14 protein-coding genes are annotated in these 15,381 nt (G+C 72.0%); 13 read left to right on the forward strand and 1 reads right to left on the reverse strand.

Features of this window, described 5'->3' with window-relative positions; all coding sequences use genetic code 11:
- The first annotated feature begins 106 nt into the window (after positions 1-106).
- From HDA43_RS30720 to aspS, 3 genes are read left to right on the forward strand one after another with little or no spacing between them, the layout of a single operon-like run.
- Positions 107-820: an MBL fold metallo-hydrolase gene (locus tag HDA43_RS30720; RefSeq protein ID WP_179827816.1), complete on the forward strand. Its 714-nt coding sequence runs from the start codon at positions 107-109 to the stop codon at positions 818-820.
- A 3-nt stretch (positions 821-823) separates the two neighbouring features.
- A complete protein-coding gene (hisS, locus tag HDA43_RS30725) occupies positions 824-2,089 on the forward strand; it encodes a histidine--tRNA ligase (protein WP_179827818.1) in 1,266 nt (421 codons plus the stop codon).
- Positions 2,086-3,822 (forward strand): aspartate--tRNA ligase, encoded by a 1,737-nt coding sequence (aspS, locus tag HDA43_RS30730; RefSeq protein WP_179827820.1) that lies wholly within the window; start codon positions 2,086-2,088, stop codon positions 3,820-3,822. Before hisS ends, aspS begins: the two co-directional genes overlap by 4 nt.
- Before the next feature lie 374 nt (positions 3,823-4,196).
- Here aspS and HDA43_RS30735 read toward each other — a convergent pair whose 3' ends face one another.
- The gene (locus HDA43_RS30735) at positions 4,197-5,066 is read right to left on the reverse strand and encodes a peptidylprolyl isomerase (RefSeq protein ID WP_179827822.1); all 870 of its coding nucleotides are present in this window, start codon (positions 5,064-5,066) and stop codon (positions 4,197-4,199) included.
- 247 nt (positions 5,067-5,313) lie between these two features.
- Here HDA43_RS30735 and HDA43_RS30740 point away from each other — a divergent pair, with 247 nt between their 5' ends.
- The 10 genes from HDA43_RS30740 (at position 5,314) to infC (ending at position 15,311) form a co-directional block, all read left to right on the forward strand.
- Positions 5,314-5,796, forward strand: a complete 483-nt coding sequence (locus tag HDA43_RS30740; RefSeq protein ID WP_179827824.1) for a DUF2231 domain-containing protein — start codon at positions 5,314-5,316, stop codon at positions 5,794-5,796.
- A 100-nt stretch (positions 5,797-5,896) separates the two neighbouring features.
- Positions 5,897-7,207 carry a replication-associated recombination protein A gene (locus HDA43_RS30745; protein ID WP_179827826.1) on the forward strand — a complete coding sequence of 437 codons (1,311 nt, stop codon included), beginning with the start codon at positions 5,897-5,899 and terminating at the stop codon, positions 7,205-7,207.
- A gap of 124 nt (positions 7,208-7,331) precedes the next feature.
- Positions 7,332-7,727 (forward strand): DUF948 domain-containing protein, encoded by a 396-nt coding sequence (locus HDA43_RS30750; RefSeq protein ID WP_179827828.1) that lies wholly within the window; start codon positions 7,332-7,334, stop codon positions 7,725-7,727.
- Positions 7,724-7,978 carry a hypothetical protein gene (locus tag HDA43_RS30755; protein ID WP_179827830.1) on the forward strand — a complete coding sequence of 85 codons (255 nt, stop codon included), beginning with the start codon at positions 7,724-7,726 and terminating at the stop codon, positions 7,976-7,978. Before HDA43_RS30750 ends, HDA43_RS30755 begins: the two co-directional genes overlap by 4 nt.
- 1 nt (position 7,979) lies before the next feature.
- Positions 7,980-10,652, forward strand: a complete 2,673-nt coding sequence (gene alaS / locus HDA43_RS30760) for an alanine--tRNA ligase (protein WP_179827832.1) — start codon at positions 7,980-7,982, stop codon at positions 10,650-10,652.
- Between the two features lie 51 nt (positions 10,653-10,703).
- Positions 10,704-11,201 carry a Holliday junction resolvase RuvX gene (gene ruvX / locus HDA43_RS30765; protein WP_179827833.1) on the forward strand — a complete coding sequence of 166 codons (498 nt, stop codon included), beginning with the start codon at positions 10,704-10,706 and terminating at the stop codon, positions 11,199-11,201.
- Positions 11,198-12,232, forward strand: a complete 1,035-nt coding sequence (gene mltG / locus HDA43_RS30770; RefSeq protein ID WP_312873622.1) for an endolytic transglycosylase MltG — start codon at positions 11,198-11,200, stop codon at positions 12,230-12,232. Before ruvX ends, mltG (HDA43_RS30770) begins: the two co-directional genes overlap by 4 nt.
- 163 nt (positions 12,233-12,395) lie before the next feature.
- A complete protein-coding gene (mltG, locus tag HDA43_RS30775; RefSeq protein WP_179827835.1) occupies positions 12,396-13,541 on the forward strand; it encodes an endolytic transglycosylase MltG in 1,146 nt (381 codons plus the stop codon).
- The gene (locus HDA43_RS30780) at positions 13,538-14,362 is read left to right on the forward strand and encodes a shikimate dehydrogenase (protein ID WP_179827836.1); all 825 of its coding nucleotides are present in this window, start codon (positions 13,538-13,540) and stop codon (positions 14,360-14,362) included. The genes mltG (HDA43_RS30775) and HDA43_RS30780 overlap by 4 nt, the downstream gene beginning before the upstream one ends.
- Before the next feature lie 307 nt (positions 14,363-14,669).
- Positions 14,670-15,311: a translation initiation factor IF-3 gene (gene infC, locus HDA43_RS30785; protein WP_312873623.1), complete on the forward strand. Its 642-nt coding sequence runs from the start codon at positions 14,670-14,672 to the stop codon at positions 15,309-15,311.
- Positions 15,312-15,381: the final 70 nt, after the last annotated feature.

Raw genomic sequence — 15,381 nt, forward strand, 5'->3', positions numbered from 1 at the left:
GGCGAATCGTATCGGCCAAAGGGTGATGGTTCGCAGCCCGGCGACCCGCACCGGTACCCTTCGGTTACATTCCCATCCGTATTCTTGACGAGATCGGCTGAGGCAGATGCTCATCGCCGGCTTTCCCGCCGGGTCGTTCCAGACCAACTGCTACGTCGTCGCTCCCGCCGCCGGCGAGGAGTGCGTCGTCGTCGACCCCGGGCAGAACGCGGTCGCCGACCTCGACGACGTGCTGCGCGAGCACCGGCTGCGGCCGGTCGCGGTGCTGGTCACCCACGGGCACGTCGACCACATGTGGTCGGTCGCCCCCGTCTGCGGCGCCCGCGACGTCCCCGCGTGGATCCATCCCGAGGACCGCGATCTGCTGTCCGACCCCGGCAAGGGGCTGCCGCTCGCGGCCAGGCAGCAGTTCTTCGGCGGGATGACCTTCACCGAGCCCGACGACGTCCGCGAGCTGGCCGACGGCCAGGTGCTGGAGCTGGCGGGCATGGAGATCACCGTCGACCACGCCCCCGGCCATACCAGGGGGTCGGTGACCTTCAGGCTGCCCGCCTCCGAGGAGATCCCGGACGTGATGTTCTCGGGCGACCTGCTGTTCGCCGGCTCCATCGGCCGCACCGACCTCCCGGGCGGCGACCACCCGACCATCCTGCGCAGCCTGGCGGCCAAGTGCCTGCCGCTGCCGGACGAGACGGTGGTCCTGCCCGGCCACGGACCACAGACCACGATCGGCCGCGAACGCGCCACCAACCCGTACCTCGCCGAACTCGCCGGGCGAGCGGAGTCGGCGCCGGGAGCGGGACCCACCAGGGGACTATAAGAGATGACTCTGCAGGCGCCCAAGGGCACCTTTGACTGGCTTCCACCCCGTTCGGAGGTGGCGCTCGCCGTACGTGAGGCGCTGACCGCTCCGGTCCGCCGCGCCGGCTACGGCTACGTCGAGACCCCCGTCTTCGAGGACACCGCGCTGTTCGTCCGCGGGGTGGGCGAGTCCACCGACATCGTCTCCAAGGAGATGTACACCTTCACCGACAAGGGCGGCCGCTCCCTCACACTGCGACCGGAGGGCACCGCCTCGGTCGTGCGGGCGGTCCTCCAGCACGGTCTGCACAACGGCCAGCTGCCCGTGAAGCTCTGGTACTCCGGCAGCCAGTTCCGCTACGAGCGGGCCCAGAAGGGCCGCTACCGCCACTTCTGGCAGGTCGGCGCGGAGGCGCTGGGCGCCGAGGACCCCGCCCTCGACGCGGAGCTGATCGTGATGGCCGCCGACGGCTACGCCGGCCTGGGGCTGACGGGCGTGCGGCTGCTGCTGAACACGCTCGGCTGCCGGGAGTGCCGCCCCGCCTACCGCGCGGCGCTGCAGGACTTCCTGCGCGCGCTCGACCTCGACGAGGCCACCCGGCAGCGTGTCGAGATCAACCCGCTGCGCGTGCTCGACGACAAGCGGCCCGAGGTGCAGGCGCAGCTCGCCGGCGCGCCCCTGGTCGTCGACCACCTGTGCGAGGCGTGCAAGACCTACCACGAGGAGGTCCGCGCGCTGCTGACCGCCTCCGGCGTGATCTACACCGACGACCCGAGGCTGGTCCGCGGGCTCGACTACTACACGCGCACCACGTTCGAGTTCGTCCACGGCGGGCTGGGCTCGCAGTCGGCGGTGGGCGGCGGCGGCCGCTACGACGGCCTGAGCGAGATGCTCGGCGGCCCGGTCCTGCCCGGCGTCGGCTGGGCGCTGGGCGTCGACCGCACCGTCCTGGCCATGGAGGCCGAGGGGCTGCTCGACCGCGAGGAGGCCGCCTCCCGCGTGCAGGTGTACGGTGTGCCGCTGGGTGAGGAGGCGCGCCGCCGGATGTTCCTGCTCATCACCGAGCTGCGCCGCGCGGGCCTCGACGCCGACATGTCGTTCGGCGGCAAGGGTCTCAAGGGCGCGATGAAGGGCGCCGACCGGTCGGGCGCGGGCTACGCCGTGATCCTCGGCGAGCGTGACCTCGCCGCCGGGTCCGCCCAGGTCAAGGATCTGGCCAGCGGTGACCAGACCGCCGTGCCGCTCGCTGAGATCGTCGAGACTCTGAAGGAGAGACTGAGGAAATGATCCGCACGCACGAAGCGGGATCACTGCGCAAGGAGCACGCGGGCGAGCAGGTGACGCTGGCCGGGTGGGTGGCGCGCCGCCGCGACCACGGAGGCGTGGTCTTCATCGACCTGCGCGACGCCTCCGGCTCCTCCCAGGTGGTCTTCCGCGAGGAGGACGACGCGCACGGCCTGCGCGCCGAGTACTGCGTCAAGGTCGTCGGCGAGGTGCGGGTCCGTCCCGAGGGCAACGAGAACCCCGATCTGCCGACCGGTGAGATCGAGGTCGTCGCCTCCCAGGTCGAGGTGCTCAGCGAGGCCGCGCCGCTGCCGTTCCCGGTCGAGGGCGCCGCGGGCGTCTCGGAGGAGGCCCGGCTCAAGCACCGCTACCTCGACATCCGCCGCCCGCAGGTCGCGCAGGCCCTGCGGATCCGCTCCCGGGCCACCTACCTCGCCCACGAGGTGATGCACGAGCACGGGTTCAACTACATCGAGACCCCGACGCTCACCCGCTCCACGCCCGAGGGCGCCCGCGACTTCCTGGTCCCGGTCCGCCTGCAGCCGGGCAGCTGGTACGCCCTGCCGCAGTCGCCGCAGCTGTTCAAGCAGCTCCTCATGGTCGCCGGCATGGAGCGCTACTACCAGCTCGCCCGCTGCTTCCGCGACGAGGACCTGCGCGCCGACCGCCAGCCGGAGTTCACCCAGATCGACGTTGAGATGTCCTTCGTGGACCAGGACGACGTCATCGCGCTGGGCGAGGCGCTGATCGGCCGCGTCTGGAAGGAGATCGTCGGCTACGAGCTGCCGTCGCCGCTGCCCCGGATGACCTACGCCGAGGCCATGGCGCGCTACGGCTCCGACAAGCCGGACCTGCGCTTCGGCCAGGAGCTCGTCGAGATGACGGAGTACTTCTCCGACACCTCCTTCCGGGTCTTCCAGGCCCCGTACGTCGGCGCCGTGGTCATGCCGGGCGGCGGCTCCCAGACCCGCCGGGAGCTCGACGCCTGGCAGGAGTGGGCCCGGTCTCGCGGCGCCAAGGGCCTCGCCTACGTCCTCGTCGGCGAGGACGGCACGCTCGGCGGCCCGGTCGCCAAGAACCTCTCGGAGAGCGAGAGCGCCGGCCTGGCCGAGAAGGTCGGCGCCGCCCCCGGCGACGCCGTCTTCTTCGCGGCCGGGAAGCCGGCCGCGGCCCGCGACCTGCTCGGCGCGGCGCGGCTGGAGATCGGCCGCCGCTGCGGGCTGATCGACGAGTCGCGGTGGAGCTTCCTGTGGGTCGTCGACGCCCCGATGTTCGAGGAGGACGGCGAGGGCGGCTGGACCGCGGTGCACCACCCGTTCACCGGCCCCAAGCCCGAGTGGGCCGACAACTTCCAGGACCACCCGGCCGAGGCGCTGGCCTACGCCTACGACATGGTCTGCAACGGCATGGAGATCGGCGGCGGCTCCATCCGAATCCACCGCGCCGAGATGCAGCAGCGCGTCTTCGACGTGCTCGGCATCTCCAAGGAGGAGGCCGAGAGCAAGTTCGGCTTCCTGCTGGAGGCGTTCAAGTACGGCCCGCCGCCGCACGGCGGCATCGCCTACGGCTGGGACCGCATCTGCATGCTGCTGGCGGGCGGAGACTCCATCCGCGACGTCATCGCCTTCCCGAAGACGGCCTCCGGGTTCGACCCGCTGACCGGCGCGCCCACCCCGATCACGGGTGAGCAGCGCAAGGAGGCCGGGGTGGACGCCAAGCCCAAGAGCGAGGCGTAAACCCCGCGCGGCGCGCGGCCGGGCCCCGGACGGATCCTCCCGTCCGGGGCCCGGCCCGCGTGCGGGGCCGTACGGGCTCCTCCTCGGGCTCCGGCTCCGTGGGCCCGGCCGGGCCCACACGGGCGGCTCCGCGGCCTCCGCGGTCCTTCCCGTCGGGATCCGCCCGCGTCCGCCCGCGAGGCGGGACGGGGCCCCGTGGCCGCGTCCGGGGCCGGGTACGGCCCGCCGCCGGCCGCGGGGGCCGTACCCGGGGTGGGCCGGACGCGGGAGGACGACCGTCGGGAGGATTCGGCGCGGACGAGTCCGGACACGCGGAAGGCCGGTGTTCCGGCGGCCCGCGCGGGCTGCCGGAACACCGGCCTTCCAGGAGTCCCCTAGGAGACCTTCACGTCCTTGATGATCACCGGGATCTTGGGCGCGGTGGAGCCGCCGTCACCGGTGATGTCGTCGGGGTTGGTGATCCACTCGCCCTTGGAGATCTTCTCCAGGATGTCCATGCCCTTGGAGACCGTGCCGAACGGCGTGTAGGCGGTGTCCAGCTGGGCGCTCTCCTCGCCCAGCGAGAACCAGAACTGGCTGCCGTTCTGGTTCGAGGCGTCCGCCGGCTGGGCCAGCGCGACCACGCCCTTGGCGTACGGCATGCCGAGGTTCTCGTCGTTGAAGACGTAACCCGAGCTGCCCTGGCCGTCGGTGGGGTTCTTGCCGTCGGCCTTGGCCTGCGGGTCGCCGCACTGCAGCAGGGACACGCCGGAGTTCTCCGGGGTGGCCAGGCGGTGGCACTTGGTGTCGTCGTAGAAGTTCTTCCTGGCCAGGAACGCCAGGGAGTTCACGGCGCAGGGAGCCTGCTGCGTCATCAGGTCGATCACGATGTCACCATGGTTGGTGGTGACCGTCATGGTCTTGAGCTTGAGGTCGGGCTTGCTCGGCGGCATGCCGACCTTCTTGGCGGGCGCGCCGCTGGTGTCCTTGCGGTAGGAGCAGGTCACCTCGCCGGGGGCGGCCGGGATGGTCGGGGTCGCCTGGGGCGCCGCGGTCGAGGGGGCCGGGGAGGATGCGGCCGCGGGCTTGGGGTCGTCTCCTCCCGCGAAGGCCGTGATGGCGACCGCGCCCACGGCGACGACGGCCACGGCGACACCGGCACCGATGAAGGTGTTCCGCTTCGCCTTGCCCGCCTGCTCGGCACGCTGAGCCTGCCGCTCCTTGTGCTCTCGCGCCAGCTGGCTCTGGCGGTCCTCGCCGCTCACCGCTATGTCCTCCAGGTTAGCCGTCGGGTTTGCCGTCTCATTACTTTCGACTGGCCGAAAGCGTACCGGCCCCCGGATGTGCTGAACGTAAGTGGCGAGGGTCAACGGAGGAGGTACGTGGGTATTCACGTGCTTTGTCCTGCTGTGTTGTGCGGCTTCCACGCGGTAGATTCCGATCTCCGGCGCCGGCGGCCGACAACGGCGCCCGGTGCCGGCGAGAGCGGCGACCCCCATGACCGGAGCCCACATGTTCGACGAGATCCTCGGCCTGCCCGCCCACCCCCTGATCGTCCACGCCGCCGTGATCGCGGTCCCGGCCCTCGCGGTCCTGGCCGCCGTCTACGGGCTGGCGCCCCGCACGCGCCCCGCGCTCGGCTGGGCGGTGGCTGGGCTGGCGGTGGTCGCCCCGATCGCCGCCTTCGCCGCCAAGGAGAGCGGCGAGTCGCTGGAGCACCGGAACTTCGCCTCGGCGACCGGGATGCTGGCCCGGCGCATCGCCGAGCACGAGGAGTTCGCCGACCCCCTGCTGATCGCCGCCCTCGCGCTGGGCGTGCTCTCTCTCGTCCTGCTCCACCTCGTGCGCCGCGGCCGGGACAGCGGTGAGGGCGGTGGCGGCGGCCGCGCGGTGACGACGTCCGCCGCGGTGCTCACCGCGGTCGTGGCCGTCGTGGCGGGCTACTACGCGGTGCGGGCCGGCCACAGCGGCGCCGTCGCCGTCTGGGGAGGCTGACCCCGGACGGCCCGGCCCCGGGGTCCCGGACGGCCCCGGACGGCCCCGGCCTCCGCGGTCCCCGGCCGCCGTCCGCGCGCCCTGGCGGTACTGTCGAGGCGTGGACAGCCTGTTCGACTCGGTGGCGGAGGAAACCCATCGGGGCCATGAGCCCCTGGCGGTGCGGATGCGCCCGCGCGGCCTGGACGAGGTGATCGGCCAGCGCCACCTGCTGGGCCCCGGCACGCCGCTGCGCCGGCTCGTCGAGTCCGAGGCCCCGATGTCGCTGTTCCTGTGGGGTCCGCCCGGCACGGGCAAGACCACCCTCGCCTACGTCGTCGCCGGCGCCACCGAGCGCCGGTTCGTCGAGGTCTCCGCGGTGTCGGCGGGCGTCAAGGAGGTCCGCGCGGCCATCGAGTCGGCCCGGCGGGAGCTGGGCATGTCCGGCCGGCAGACGGTCCTGTTCGTGGACGAGGTGCACCGCTTCAACAAGGCCCAGCAGGACGCCCTGCTGCCCGCGGTGGAGAACCGCTGGGTCACCTTCATCGGCGCGACCACCGAGAACCCGTTCTTCTCCGTCATCTCGCCGCTGCTGTCACGCTCGCTGCTGCTGACGCTGGAACCCCTGTCCGACGACGACGTCAGGAAGGTGCTGGAGCGCGCCGTCACCGACCCGCGCGGCCTGGACGGGAAGGTGACGCTGGCGCCGGAGGCCGCCGACCACCTCGTACGGCTGGCCGGCGGCGACGCCCGCCGCTCCCTGACCTACCTGGAGGCCGCCGCGCTGATCGCCGACGGCGAGATCACCGTCGAGACGGTCGAGCGCGCGGTGGACAAGGCGGCCGTGCGCTACGACCGCCAGGGCGACCAGCACTACGACGTGATCAGCGGCTTCATCAAGAGCATGCGGGGCTCCGACGCCGACGCGGCGCTGCACTATCTCGCCCGCATGGTCGAGGCGGGCGAGGACCCCCGGTTCATCGCCCGCAGGCTCGTCATCTTCGCCTCCGAGGACGTCGGCATGGCCGATCCCACCTGCCTGCAGGTCGCGGTGGCCGCGGCCCAGGCGGTGGAGTTCGTCGGCCTGCCCGAGGGACGGCTCAACCTCGCCCAGGCGGTGATCCACTGCGCGTTGGCCCCCAAGTCCAACGCCGTGATCACCGCCGTCGACGCCGCCGCCGCGGACGTGCGGCGCGGCGACATCGGCCAGGTCCCGGCCCACCTGCGCGACTCCCACTACGCAGGGGCCGGCAAACTCGGCCACGGCGAGGGCTACAAGTACCCCCACGACTTCGAGCACGGCCTGGTCCGCCAGGACTACGCCCCGGCCGAGATCCGCGACCGCCGCTACTACCGGCCCACCCGGCACGGCGCCGAGGCCGGCTTCGCCGACCGCTGGGCGCGGATCCGCGCCTTCCTGCGCGGCCGCTGACCACCACCGCCCGGGCCGTTTCCCCCGGTCTCTCCTCGTCGTTCGCGGGACGTGTGCCGGGAAGGGGCGGCGAGACGCGATAGGGTCTTGCCGTTCCAGCCGGGTGAAGTAGGGAGATCGGCGAATGCTCACCGCCGGAGAGGTCGCGGGCCTGATAGTCGCCATGTTCTGGGCGATCCTGGTCTGCTTTCTTGCCGTGGTCCTGGTCAGGCTGGCACGCCTGCTGACCCAGACGTCCAAGATGGTCTCCGAGCTGGGCGACCGCGTGGTGCCGCTGCTGGAGGACGTCACGGCCACCGTCAGCGAGGCCAACCGCCAGCTCGTCGCCGTCGAGGCCATCGCCAAGGACGTCAAGCAGGTCAGCGGGCACGTCGCCAAGGTCAGCGACGTCACGCAGACCCTCGTCACCGGGCCGCTGATCAAGGTGGCGGCACTGGGCCACGGCGTCCGGCAGGCCCTGGGCGCCCGCCGCTCCCGCGGCCGGTCCGTCCCCCGGGTGCTGGAGGGACGCAGGTCATGATCCGCCGGCTGTTCTACATGTCCCTCGGCGCGTTCTGCGCGGTGTGGACAATGCGTAAGCTGCAGGCATTGCATCCGAACCACGTGGCCCGGCGCACCCTCCACGGCGCCGCCGGGATGCTGGAGCAGGCGCGGGAGTTCGCGGGCGACGCCCTGGACGGCGCCGCCCGGCGGGAAACCGAGTTGCGCTCCCGGTTCGGGCTGGACAGTGTTGACGACACCAACCACTACGACGTAAAGGACGGCCGCTGAAATGGAGTCGGCAGAGATCGCGCGCCGCTTCCTGCGCTTCTTCGAGGAGCGTGGGCACACCGTCGTGCCCTCGGCCAGCCTGATCGCCGAGGACCCGACGCTGCTGCTGGTGCCCGCGGGCATGGTGCCCTTCAAGCCCTACTTCCTCGGGCAGCAGAAGCCCCCGTTCAAGCGGGCCACCAGCGTCCAGAAGTGCGTGCGCACCCCTGACATCGACGAGGTCGGCAAGACCACCAGGCACGCCACGTTCTTCCAGATGCTCGGCAACTTCTCCTTCGGCGACTACTTCAAGGAGCAGGCGATCCCGCTCGCCTGGGAGCTGCTGACCAAGCCCGAGTCCGAGGGCGGTTTCGGCTTCCCCGCCGACCGCCTGTGGGTCACCGTCTACCACGACGACGACGAGGCCTACCGCATCTGGCACGACGAGGTCGGCGTCCCGGCCGAGCACATCCAGCGCCGCGGCCTGGAGGACAACTACTGGCACATGGGCGTGCCCGGCCCGGGCGGCCCCTGCACCGAGATCTACTACGACCGCGGCCCCGAGTACGGCAGGGACGGCGGCCCCGTCGCCGACGAGAACCGCTACCTCGAGGTCTGGAACAACGTCTTCATGCAGTTCCAGCTCGGCGCGGTCCGCAGCAAGACCGACTTCGACGTCGCCGGCGAGCTGCCCGCCCGGAGCGTCGACACCGGCATGGGCCTGGAGCGCATGGCGGCGATCCTGCAGGGCGTCGACAACATCTACGAGATCGACACCACCTACAAGATCCTCGACCGGGCCGCCGAGCTCACCAGGACGCGCTACGGACGCGACGAGCGCGCCGACGTCTCGCTGCGGGTCGTCGCCGACCACGTCCGCACCAGCGTGATGCTGGTGGCCGACGGCGTGCTGCCCTCCAACGAGGGCCGCGGCTACGTGCTGCGGCGCATCCTGCGCCGCGCCGTCCGCAACCTGCGCCTGCTGGGCGCGGGCGAGGAGCGCTACATGCACGAGCTCACCGCGGTGACCATCGCCGTGATGGGCGAGCTGTACCCCGAGCTCAAGGCCGACGCCCCGCAGATCCACGCCGTGATCGACGCCGAGGAGGCGTCCTTCCTGGGCACCCTCCGCACCGGCACCGCGATCTTCGACGCGGCGGTGGAGGAGACCAAGCGCAAGGGGCGGGGCACCCTCGGCGGAGACCAGGCCTTCCAGCTCCACGACACCTACGGCTTCCCGATCGACCTGACCCTGGAGATGGCCTCCGAGCAGGGCCTCAAGGTCGACGAGGAGGGCTTCCGCCGGCTGATGAAGGAGCAGCGCGACCGCGCCAAGGCCGACGCCGCCGCCAAGAAGACCGGCAACGCCGACATCTCGGTGTTCGGCCGGATCCTGGAGAAGACCGGCAAGGTCGACTTCCTCGGCTACGACCAGGTGACGGCCGAGGCGCAGGTCATCGGCCTGCTGGTGGACGGCGCTCCGGTCCCCGCGGCCGGAGCCGGCACCACGGTGGAGGTCGTGCTGAGCCGTACCCCCTTCTACGCCGAGGGCGGCGGCCAGCTCGCCGACCAGGGCGTCATCCGCACCGACGGCGCCGAGGTCGAGATCGTGGACGTGCAGTCCCCGGTCGCGGGCGTCATCGTGCACCGAGGCAAGGTTCGCGGCGGGGAGATCCGGGTGGGCGACCAGGCCCAGGCCGAGATCGACGTCGAGCGGCGCCGCGCCATCTCCCGCAGCCACACCGCCACCCACCTGGTGCACCGCGGCTTCCGCAACGCGCTGGGCGAGACGGCGGCGCAGGCCGGCTCGGAGAACTCGCCCGGCCGCTTCCGCTTCGACTTCACCGCCGCCGGCGCCGTGCCGCCCAGCGTGCTGCGCGACGTCGAGGACGAGGTCAACGCCGTCCTGATCAACGACCTCACGGTCAACGCCTTCCACACCTCCCAGGCCGAGGCCCGGGCGATGGGCGCGCTGGCCCTGTTCGGCGAGAAGTACGGCGAGACCGTCCGCATCGTCGAGGTCGGCGACTACTCCCGGGAGCTGTGCGGCGGCACCCACGTCGCCAGCTCCGGCCAGCTCGGCCTGGTCAAGGTGCTGGGCGAGTCCTCGATCGGCGCCGGTGTGCGCCGCGTGGAGGCCCTGGTCGGCCTGGACGCCTTCCGGTTCCTGGCCCGCGAGAGCGTGCTGGTGGCCCAGCTGTCCGAGCAGCTCAAGGCCCGCCGCGAGGAGCTTCCCGAGCGGATCGAGGGCATCGTCACCCGGCTGCGCACCGCCGAGAAGGAGCTGGAGCGGCTCCGCTCGGCCCAGGTGCTCGCGGTGGCCGGTGAGCTGGCCGCCGCCGCCCGCGACCTGGACGGCGTCTCGGTCGTGACGCACCGGGCGCCCGACGGCACCTCCCCGGACGACCTACGCAAGCTGGCGCTCGACGTGCGCGGCAGGTTCCCCGCCGACCGCGCCGCCGTGGTCGTCGTCGCCGGTGTGCCCGGTGACCGGCCCGTCGTCGTCGCGGCCGTCAACGAGGCCGGGCGCGCCCGGGGCCTGAAGGCCGGCCGGCTCGTCGGCGTCGCGGCCAAGGCGCTCGGCGGCGGCGGTGGCGGCAAGGACGACGTCGCGCAGGGCGGCGGGGCCCGTCCCGAGGCGATCGGCGACGCGCTCGGCGCCGTGCAGCAGGCGATCGCGCAGGCGTCCTCCTGACGCCGGGCGCCCGAGGGTCTGACGAGGCCCGGAGGCGGGGACGATGACGACATGAGAAACGGCATTCGCCTGGGCGTCGACGTCGGCTCGGTCCGCATCGGCGTGGCCCGCAGCGACCCCTCAGGTCTGCTGGCCACGCCGGTGGAGACCGTACGGCGCGGCAGAGGAGACCTGGAACGGCTCGCGGAGATCGCGGCCGAGTACGACGTCGTCGAGATCGTGGTCGGGCTGCCGACCTCGCTGTCGGGCCGGGAGGGGCAGGCGGCGGTGCTCGCCCGCGACTTCGCGGCCCGGATCGCCCACCGGCTGGCGCCCGTACCGGTACGGCTGTTCGACGAGCGGCTGACCACGGTCACCGCCCAGCAGGGCCTGCGGGCCAGCGGGGTGAAGGCCAGAAACCAGCGCGGCGTGGTGGACCAGGCGGCGGCCATCGTGCTGCTGCAGGCCGCCCTGGACGCCGAGCGCGCCACCGGGAGGCCGCCGGGCAGCGCGCTGGCGCCGCCGGGCGGGCCGCCCGTCGCGGGATCGGGTGACGGGACACCGCGGTGATCCCCCGGCCCGCGTGGCTGCTGGCGGGCGGGGCGGCCGCGGTCGTCCTCGCGGCGGCCGCCGGGAGTTACGTGGTGGTCGGGCCGCGGCTGATGCCCGACGACTTCGCCGGGCCCGGCTCGGGCTCGGTCGTCGTGCGGATCCCCTCGGGCGCGAGCGCCGGGGAGGTCGCCGAGACTCTGGCCGACGCGGGGGTCGTCGCGAGCGCCGGGGCGTTCGTCAAGGCGGCCGAGGCGCGGGCCAAGACCGGCAGCCTGCGGCCCGGCCACTACCGCCTGCGCAAGGGCATGGCCGCCGCCTCGGCCCTCGACCTGCTGCTCGCCCCGGGGTCGCGGGTGGTGCGCAGGGTCACGATCCCCGAGGGGTTGCGCCTGACGGAGCTGTTCGACAGGCTGGCGGCCAAGACCGGGATGCCCAGGGACGCCTTCGTCCGGGCCTCCCAGGACCGTGAGGAGCTGGAGCTGCCGTCCTACGCCAAGGGACCCGAGGGCTTCATGTTCCCGGCCACCTACGAGGTCGAGCCGGACATGACCCCCGCCGACGTGCTGGGACTCATGGTGGAACGGTACAAGAGCGCCGCGGCCAAGCTGGAGCTGGAGAACCGCGCGGCCGAGCGCGGCCTGACGCCGCTGGAGGCGGTCACGGTGGCCAGCCTCGTCCAGGCGGAGGGCGGGCGCGACTCCGACTACCCGAAGATCGCTAGAGTGATCTACAACCGGATCAAGGCGGGCGTGCCGCTGCAGATCGACAGCACGGTGCTCTACGCGCAGAACCGCCGGACACTCAGGGTGACGGAGAAGGACACGAAGGTGAAGTCGCCCTACAACACCTACGCTCATCCCGGCCTGCCTCCGGGACCCATCGCGAATCCGGGGGAGAAGGCGATGATCGCCACTCTCCGCCCGGATCAGGGCGATTGGTTCTGGTTTGTCACGATCGATCCAAAGCGTAGAATCACGAAATTCACTGACAAAGAGAGTGAGTTTGTGAGATACCGGGAAGAGCTGAACAGATACCTCGGGACGCATTGATGTCCGGCGGAACACCCCCGGTTCCGCCGCAAGCGGCGATGCCCACTGCGCGGCCGAGGCGCGGATCCCGGGACACCGGGCCGCTCGACCCCGTGTCCCCCCTCGGTTTGGCATGCCCGCTTGACGCCAGGCCGTCCCACCCGGGAGATTGGCCAGCGCACCTATGAACGATCTCGATATGGACTTCCTGGTCGGCGCCGACGACGATCCCTCGCGCCGCCCCCGCCGGACCGGCCGCGGGCGCCGCAGACGGCGGCGCCGCAACCGCGGCGGGTTCCTCGCCCCGATGCTCGCGGTCATCATCCTGGTCGGCGGCCTCGGCGCCGGCGGCTACTACGGCTACCTGTGGGTGCGCGACGCGATGACCGTCGAGGACTACAAGGGCCCCGGCAGCGGCGAGGTCGTCGTGGAGATCAAGGAGGGCGAGAGCGCCTCCCAGATCGCCCAGACCCTCCGGGAGAAGGACGTCGTCAAGAGCTCCGAGGCGTTCACCGACGCCATCACCGACGCCGGCAAGAGCTCCTCCCTGCAGCCCGGCGAGTACCGGATGCGCAGGCGGATGGCCGCCGCCGAGGCCGTGAAGCTGCTCGACCCGACCAAGCGGCTGCACGAGCGGGTGATCATCAAGGAGGGCCTGCGCCTGACGGCCGCGCTGGAGGAACTCGCTAAGCAGACCGGTAAGCCGCTGAAGGAGTTCCAGCAGGCCGCCAAGAACGTCAAGGCGCTGGACCTGCCCTCCTACGCCAAGGGCAAGCCGGAGGGCTACGTCTTCCCGGCGACCTACGAGATCACCCCCAAGATGACGGCCTCCGACATCCTGACCGCGATGGTCGACCGCTTCAAGGAGACCGCCGAGAAGGAGAACCTGGTCAGGGAGGCCAAGGCCCTGGGCTACACCCCGCACCAGATCGTGACGATCGCCAGCATCGTCCAGGCCGAGGCCGGGAACCTCGATGACATGGCCAAGATGTCCCGCGTCATCTACAACCGGCTCCACTCCAACCCGCCGATGAACCTCGGGATGGACAGCACGGTCATGTACGGGCTCGGCAAGTACGGCATCGAGGCCAGCCACGCCGATCTGGAGAGCACCTCGCTCTACAACACCTACAAGCGTCTCGGCCTGCCGCCCGGGCCGATCTCCAACCCGGGCGACGACGCCATCCAGGCGGCGCTCAACCCGGCCAAGGGCGACTGGAAGTTCTTCGTCACCGTCGACCCCAAGCGCCGCATCACCAAGTTCGCCGACAACGAGGCCGACTTCTTCAAGCTCAAGGCGGAGTACGAGCGGAACAAGGCGGGCGGATGACCAGGGCCGCCGTCCTCGGGTCGCCCATCGCCCACTCGCTGTCGCCGGTCCTGCACCGCGCGGCCTACGCGGCGATGGGCCTGGACGGATGGCGCTACGAGGCGATCGAGTGCGACGAGGCCGCCCTGCCCGGCCTCGTCGCCGGGCTCGGCCCCGAGTGGGCCGGCCTGTCGCTGACCATGCCGCTCAAGCGCGCGGTGCTGCCGCTGCTGGACACGGTCTCCGAGCTCGCCGTACAGGTGGGCGGGGCCAACACCGTGGTCTTCGCCGGCGGCGCCCGCCACGGCCACAACACCGACGTCCACGGCATCGTCCGGGCGCTCGCCGAGGCCGGGGTGGCGCCGCCCCGGTCGGCGACGATCCTCGGCGGCGGGGCCACGGCGGCCTCGGCGCTGGCCGCGCTGCGCGAGCTGGGCCTCGCCGAGGCGGCCCTGGTGGTGCGCGACCCGGAGCGGGCCCGGCCGACCGCCGAGACCGCCGAGCGGCTGGAGACGGCCCTGCAGGTGCTGACCTTCGACAAGATCGGCACGGCCCTGGAGGCGGACCTGGTGGTCTCGACGCTGCCCGCGGGCGCCGCCGACGGCCTGGCGGACCTGGTGGCCGGGGTGCCCGCGCTCTTCGACGTCGTCTACGCCCCGTGGCCCACCCGCCTGGCCGCGGCCGTGGCCGCCCGGGGCGGCACGGTGGTCGGCGGTTTCCCCATGCTGCTGCACCAGGCGGTCCGGCAGGTCGAGCTGATGACCGGCCGGTCCGACGTGCCGGTGGAGGCGATGCGCGCGGCGGGCGAGGCCGAGATCGCCCGGCGGGCCGCCGCGGGCTGACCGGCCCCGCCCGCTCCCGGGAAGGTTCGGGCGGTCCCCGGTGTTGTGATAGAGTGACTACTCGATCGGTCCGGCATGCCTGCTGGACGCGCAAGCGGAGGTTCACCTCCCACCTGGTCGGCCGAAAGGCCGGCAGGTCAAGGATCACACCGGTTGACTCCGGAGAGCCCACGGCGGCGAAGTCGATGAGCTCATGTGGCCCCGCATGCGCGACGTGCGGGGCATTTCGCGTTCCGGGCCCTCGGCCGCGGAAGGTGACTTCCCGGCACGATCGAGTATGTGGCAGACGCCGCCGGACAAGCCGGCGGTGGATCGCGACCTAGGAGGCCCCATCAGCGCCGAGCCCCGCATCAACGACCGTATTCGTGTCCCCGAGGTCCGCCTCGTCGGCCCGAACGGCGAGCAGGTCGGCATCGTCTCCATCGGCGATGCTCTGAAGCTGGCTCAGGAGTCCGACCTCGACCTCGTGGAGGTCGCGGCTACGGCTCGCCCGCCCGTGTGCAAGCTCATGGACTACGGCAAGTTCAAGTACGAGTCCGCGATGAAGGCACGCGAGGCGCGGCGCAACCAGGCGTACACGATCATCAAGGAGATCAAGCTCCGTCCGAAGATCGACCCGCACGACTACGAGACCAAGAAGGGTCACGTGGTGCGGTTCCTCAAGGCCGGGGACAAGGTCAAGGTCACGATCATGTTCCGTGGGCGGGAGCAGTCCCGGCCCGAGCTGGGTTTCCGGCTCCTGCAGCGACTGGCGGAGGACGTCTCGGAGCTCGGCTTCGTGGAGTCCCAGCCCAAGCAGGACGGCCGAAACATGATCATGGTGATCGGTCCGCACAAGAAGAAGGCCGAGGCCAAGGCCGAGAAGGCGGCGGCCAAGGCGCGACGTGACGAGACCTCCGAAGAGGCTCCGGCGCCCGTCGACGACGGCGCGGCCGTCCCGCAGGAGTGACTCGCACGGCCCGGACCGCCGGGCAGTCGCGGGATTAAGCCGAGACCGGGTCCGGTCTCGCAGTCAGGCA

Origin of the sequence: Streptosporangium sandarakinum (genome assembly GCF_013409935.1) — a bacterium.
GTDB classification, from domain to species: Bacteria; Actinomycetota; Actinomycetes; order Streptosporangiales; family Streptosporangiaceae; genus Streptosporangium; species Streptosporangium nondiastaticum.

What these genes read in the sequence shown, in the direction of transcription:
- aspS (WP_179827820.1), top strand. Translation starts at nt 2,086, where the DNA reads ATGATCCGCACGCACGAAGCGGGATCACTGCGCAAGGAGCACGCGGGC.
- HDA43_RS30780 (WP_179827836.1), top strand. Translation starts at nt 13,538, where the DNA reads ATGACCAGGGCCGCCGTCCTCGGGTCGCCCATCGCCCACTCGCTGTCG.
- HDA43_RS30755 (WP_179827830.1), top strand. Translation starts at nt 7,724, where the DNA reads ATGATCCGCCGGCTGTTCTACATGTCCCTCGGCGCGTTCTGCGCGGTG.
- hisS (WP_179827818.1), top strand. Translation starts at nt 824, where the DNA reads ATGACTCTGCAGGCGCCCAAGGGCACCTTTGACTGGCTTCCACCCCGT.
- mltG (WP_179827835.1), top strand. Translation starts at nt 12,396, where the DNA reads ATGAACGATCTCGATATGGACTTCCTGGTCGGCGCCGACGACGATCCC.
- ruvX (WP_179827833.1), top strand. Translation starts at nt 10,704, where the DNA reads ATGAGAAACGGCATTCGCCTGGGCGTCGACGTCGGCTCGGTCCGCATC.
- alaS (WP_179827832.1), top strand. Translation starts at nt 7,980, where the DNA reads ATGGAGTCGGCAGAGATCGCGCGCCGCTTCCTGCGCTTCTTCGAGGAG.
- HDA43_RS30750 (WP_179827828.1), top strand. Translation starts at nt 7,332, where the DNA reads ATGCTCACCGCCGGAGAGGTCGCGGGCCTGATAGTCGCCATGTTCTGG.
- HDA43_RS30740 (WP_179827824.1), top strand. Translation starts at nt 5,314, where the DNA reads ATGTTCGACGAGATCCTCGGCCTGCCCGCCCACCCCCTGATCGTCCAC.
- HDA43_RS30720 (WP_179827816.1), top strand. Translation starts at nt 107, where the DNA reads ATGCTCATCGCCGGCTTTCCCGCCGGGTCGTTCCAGACCAACTGCTAC.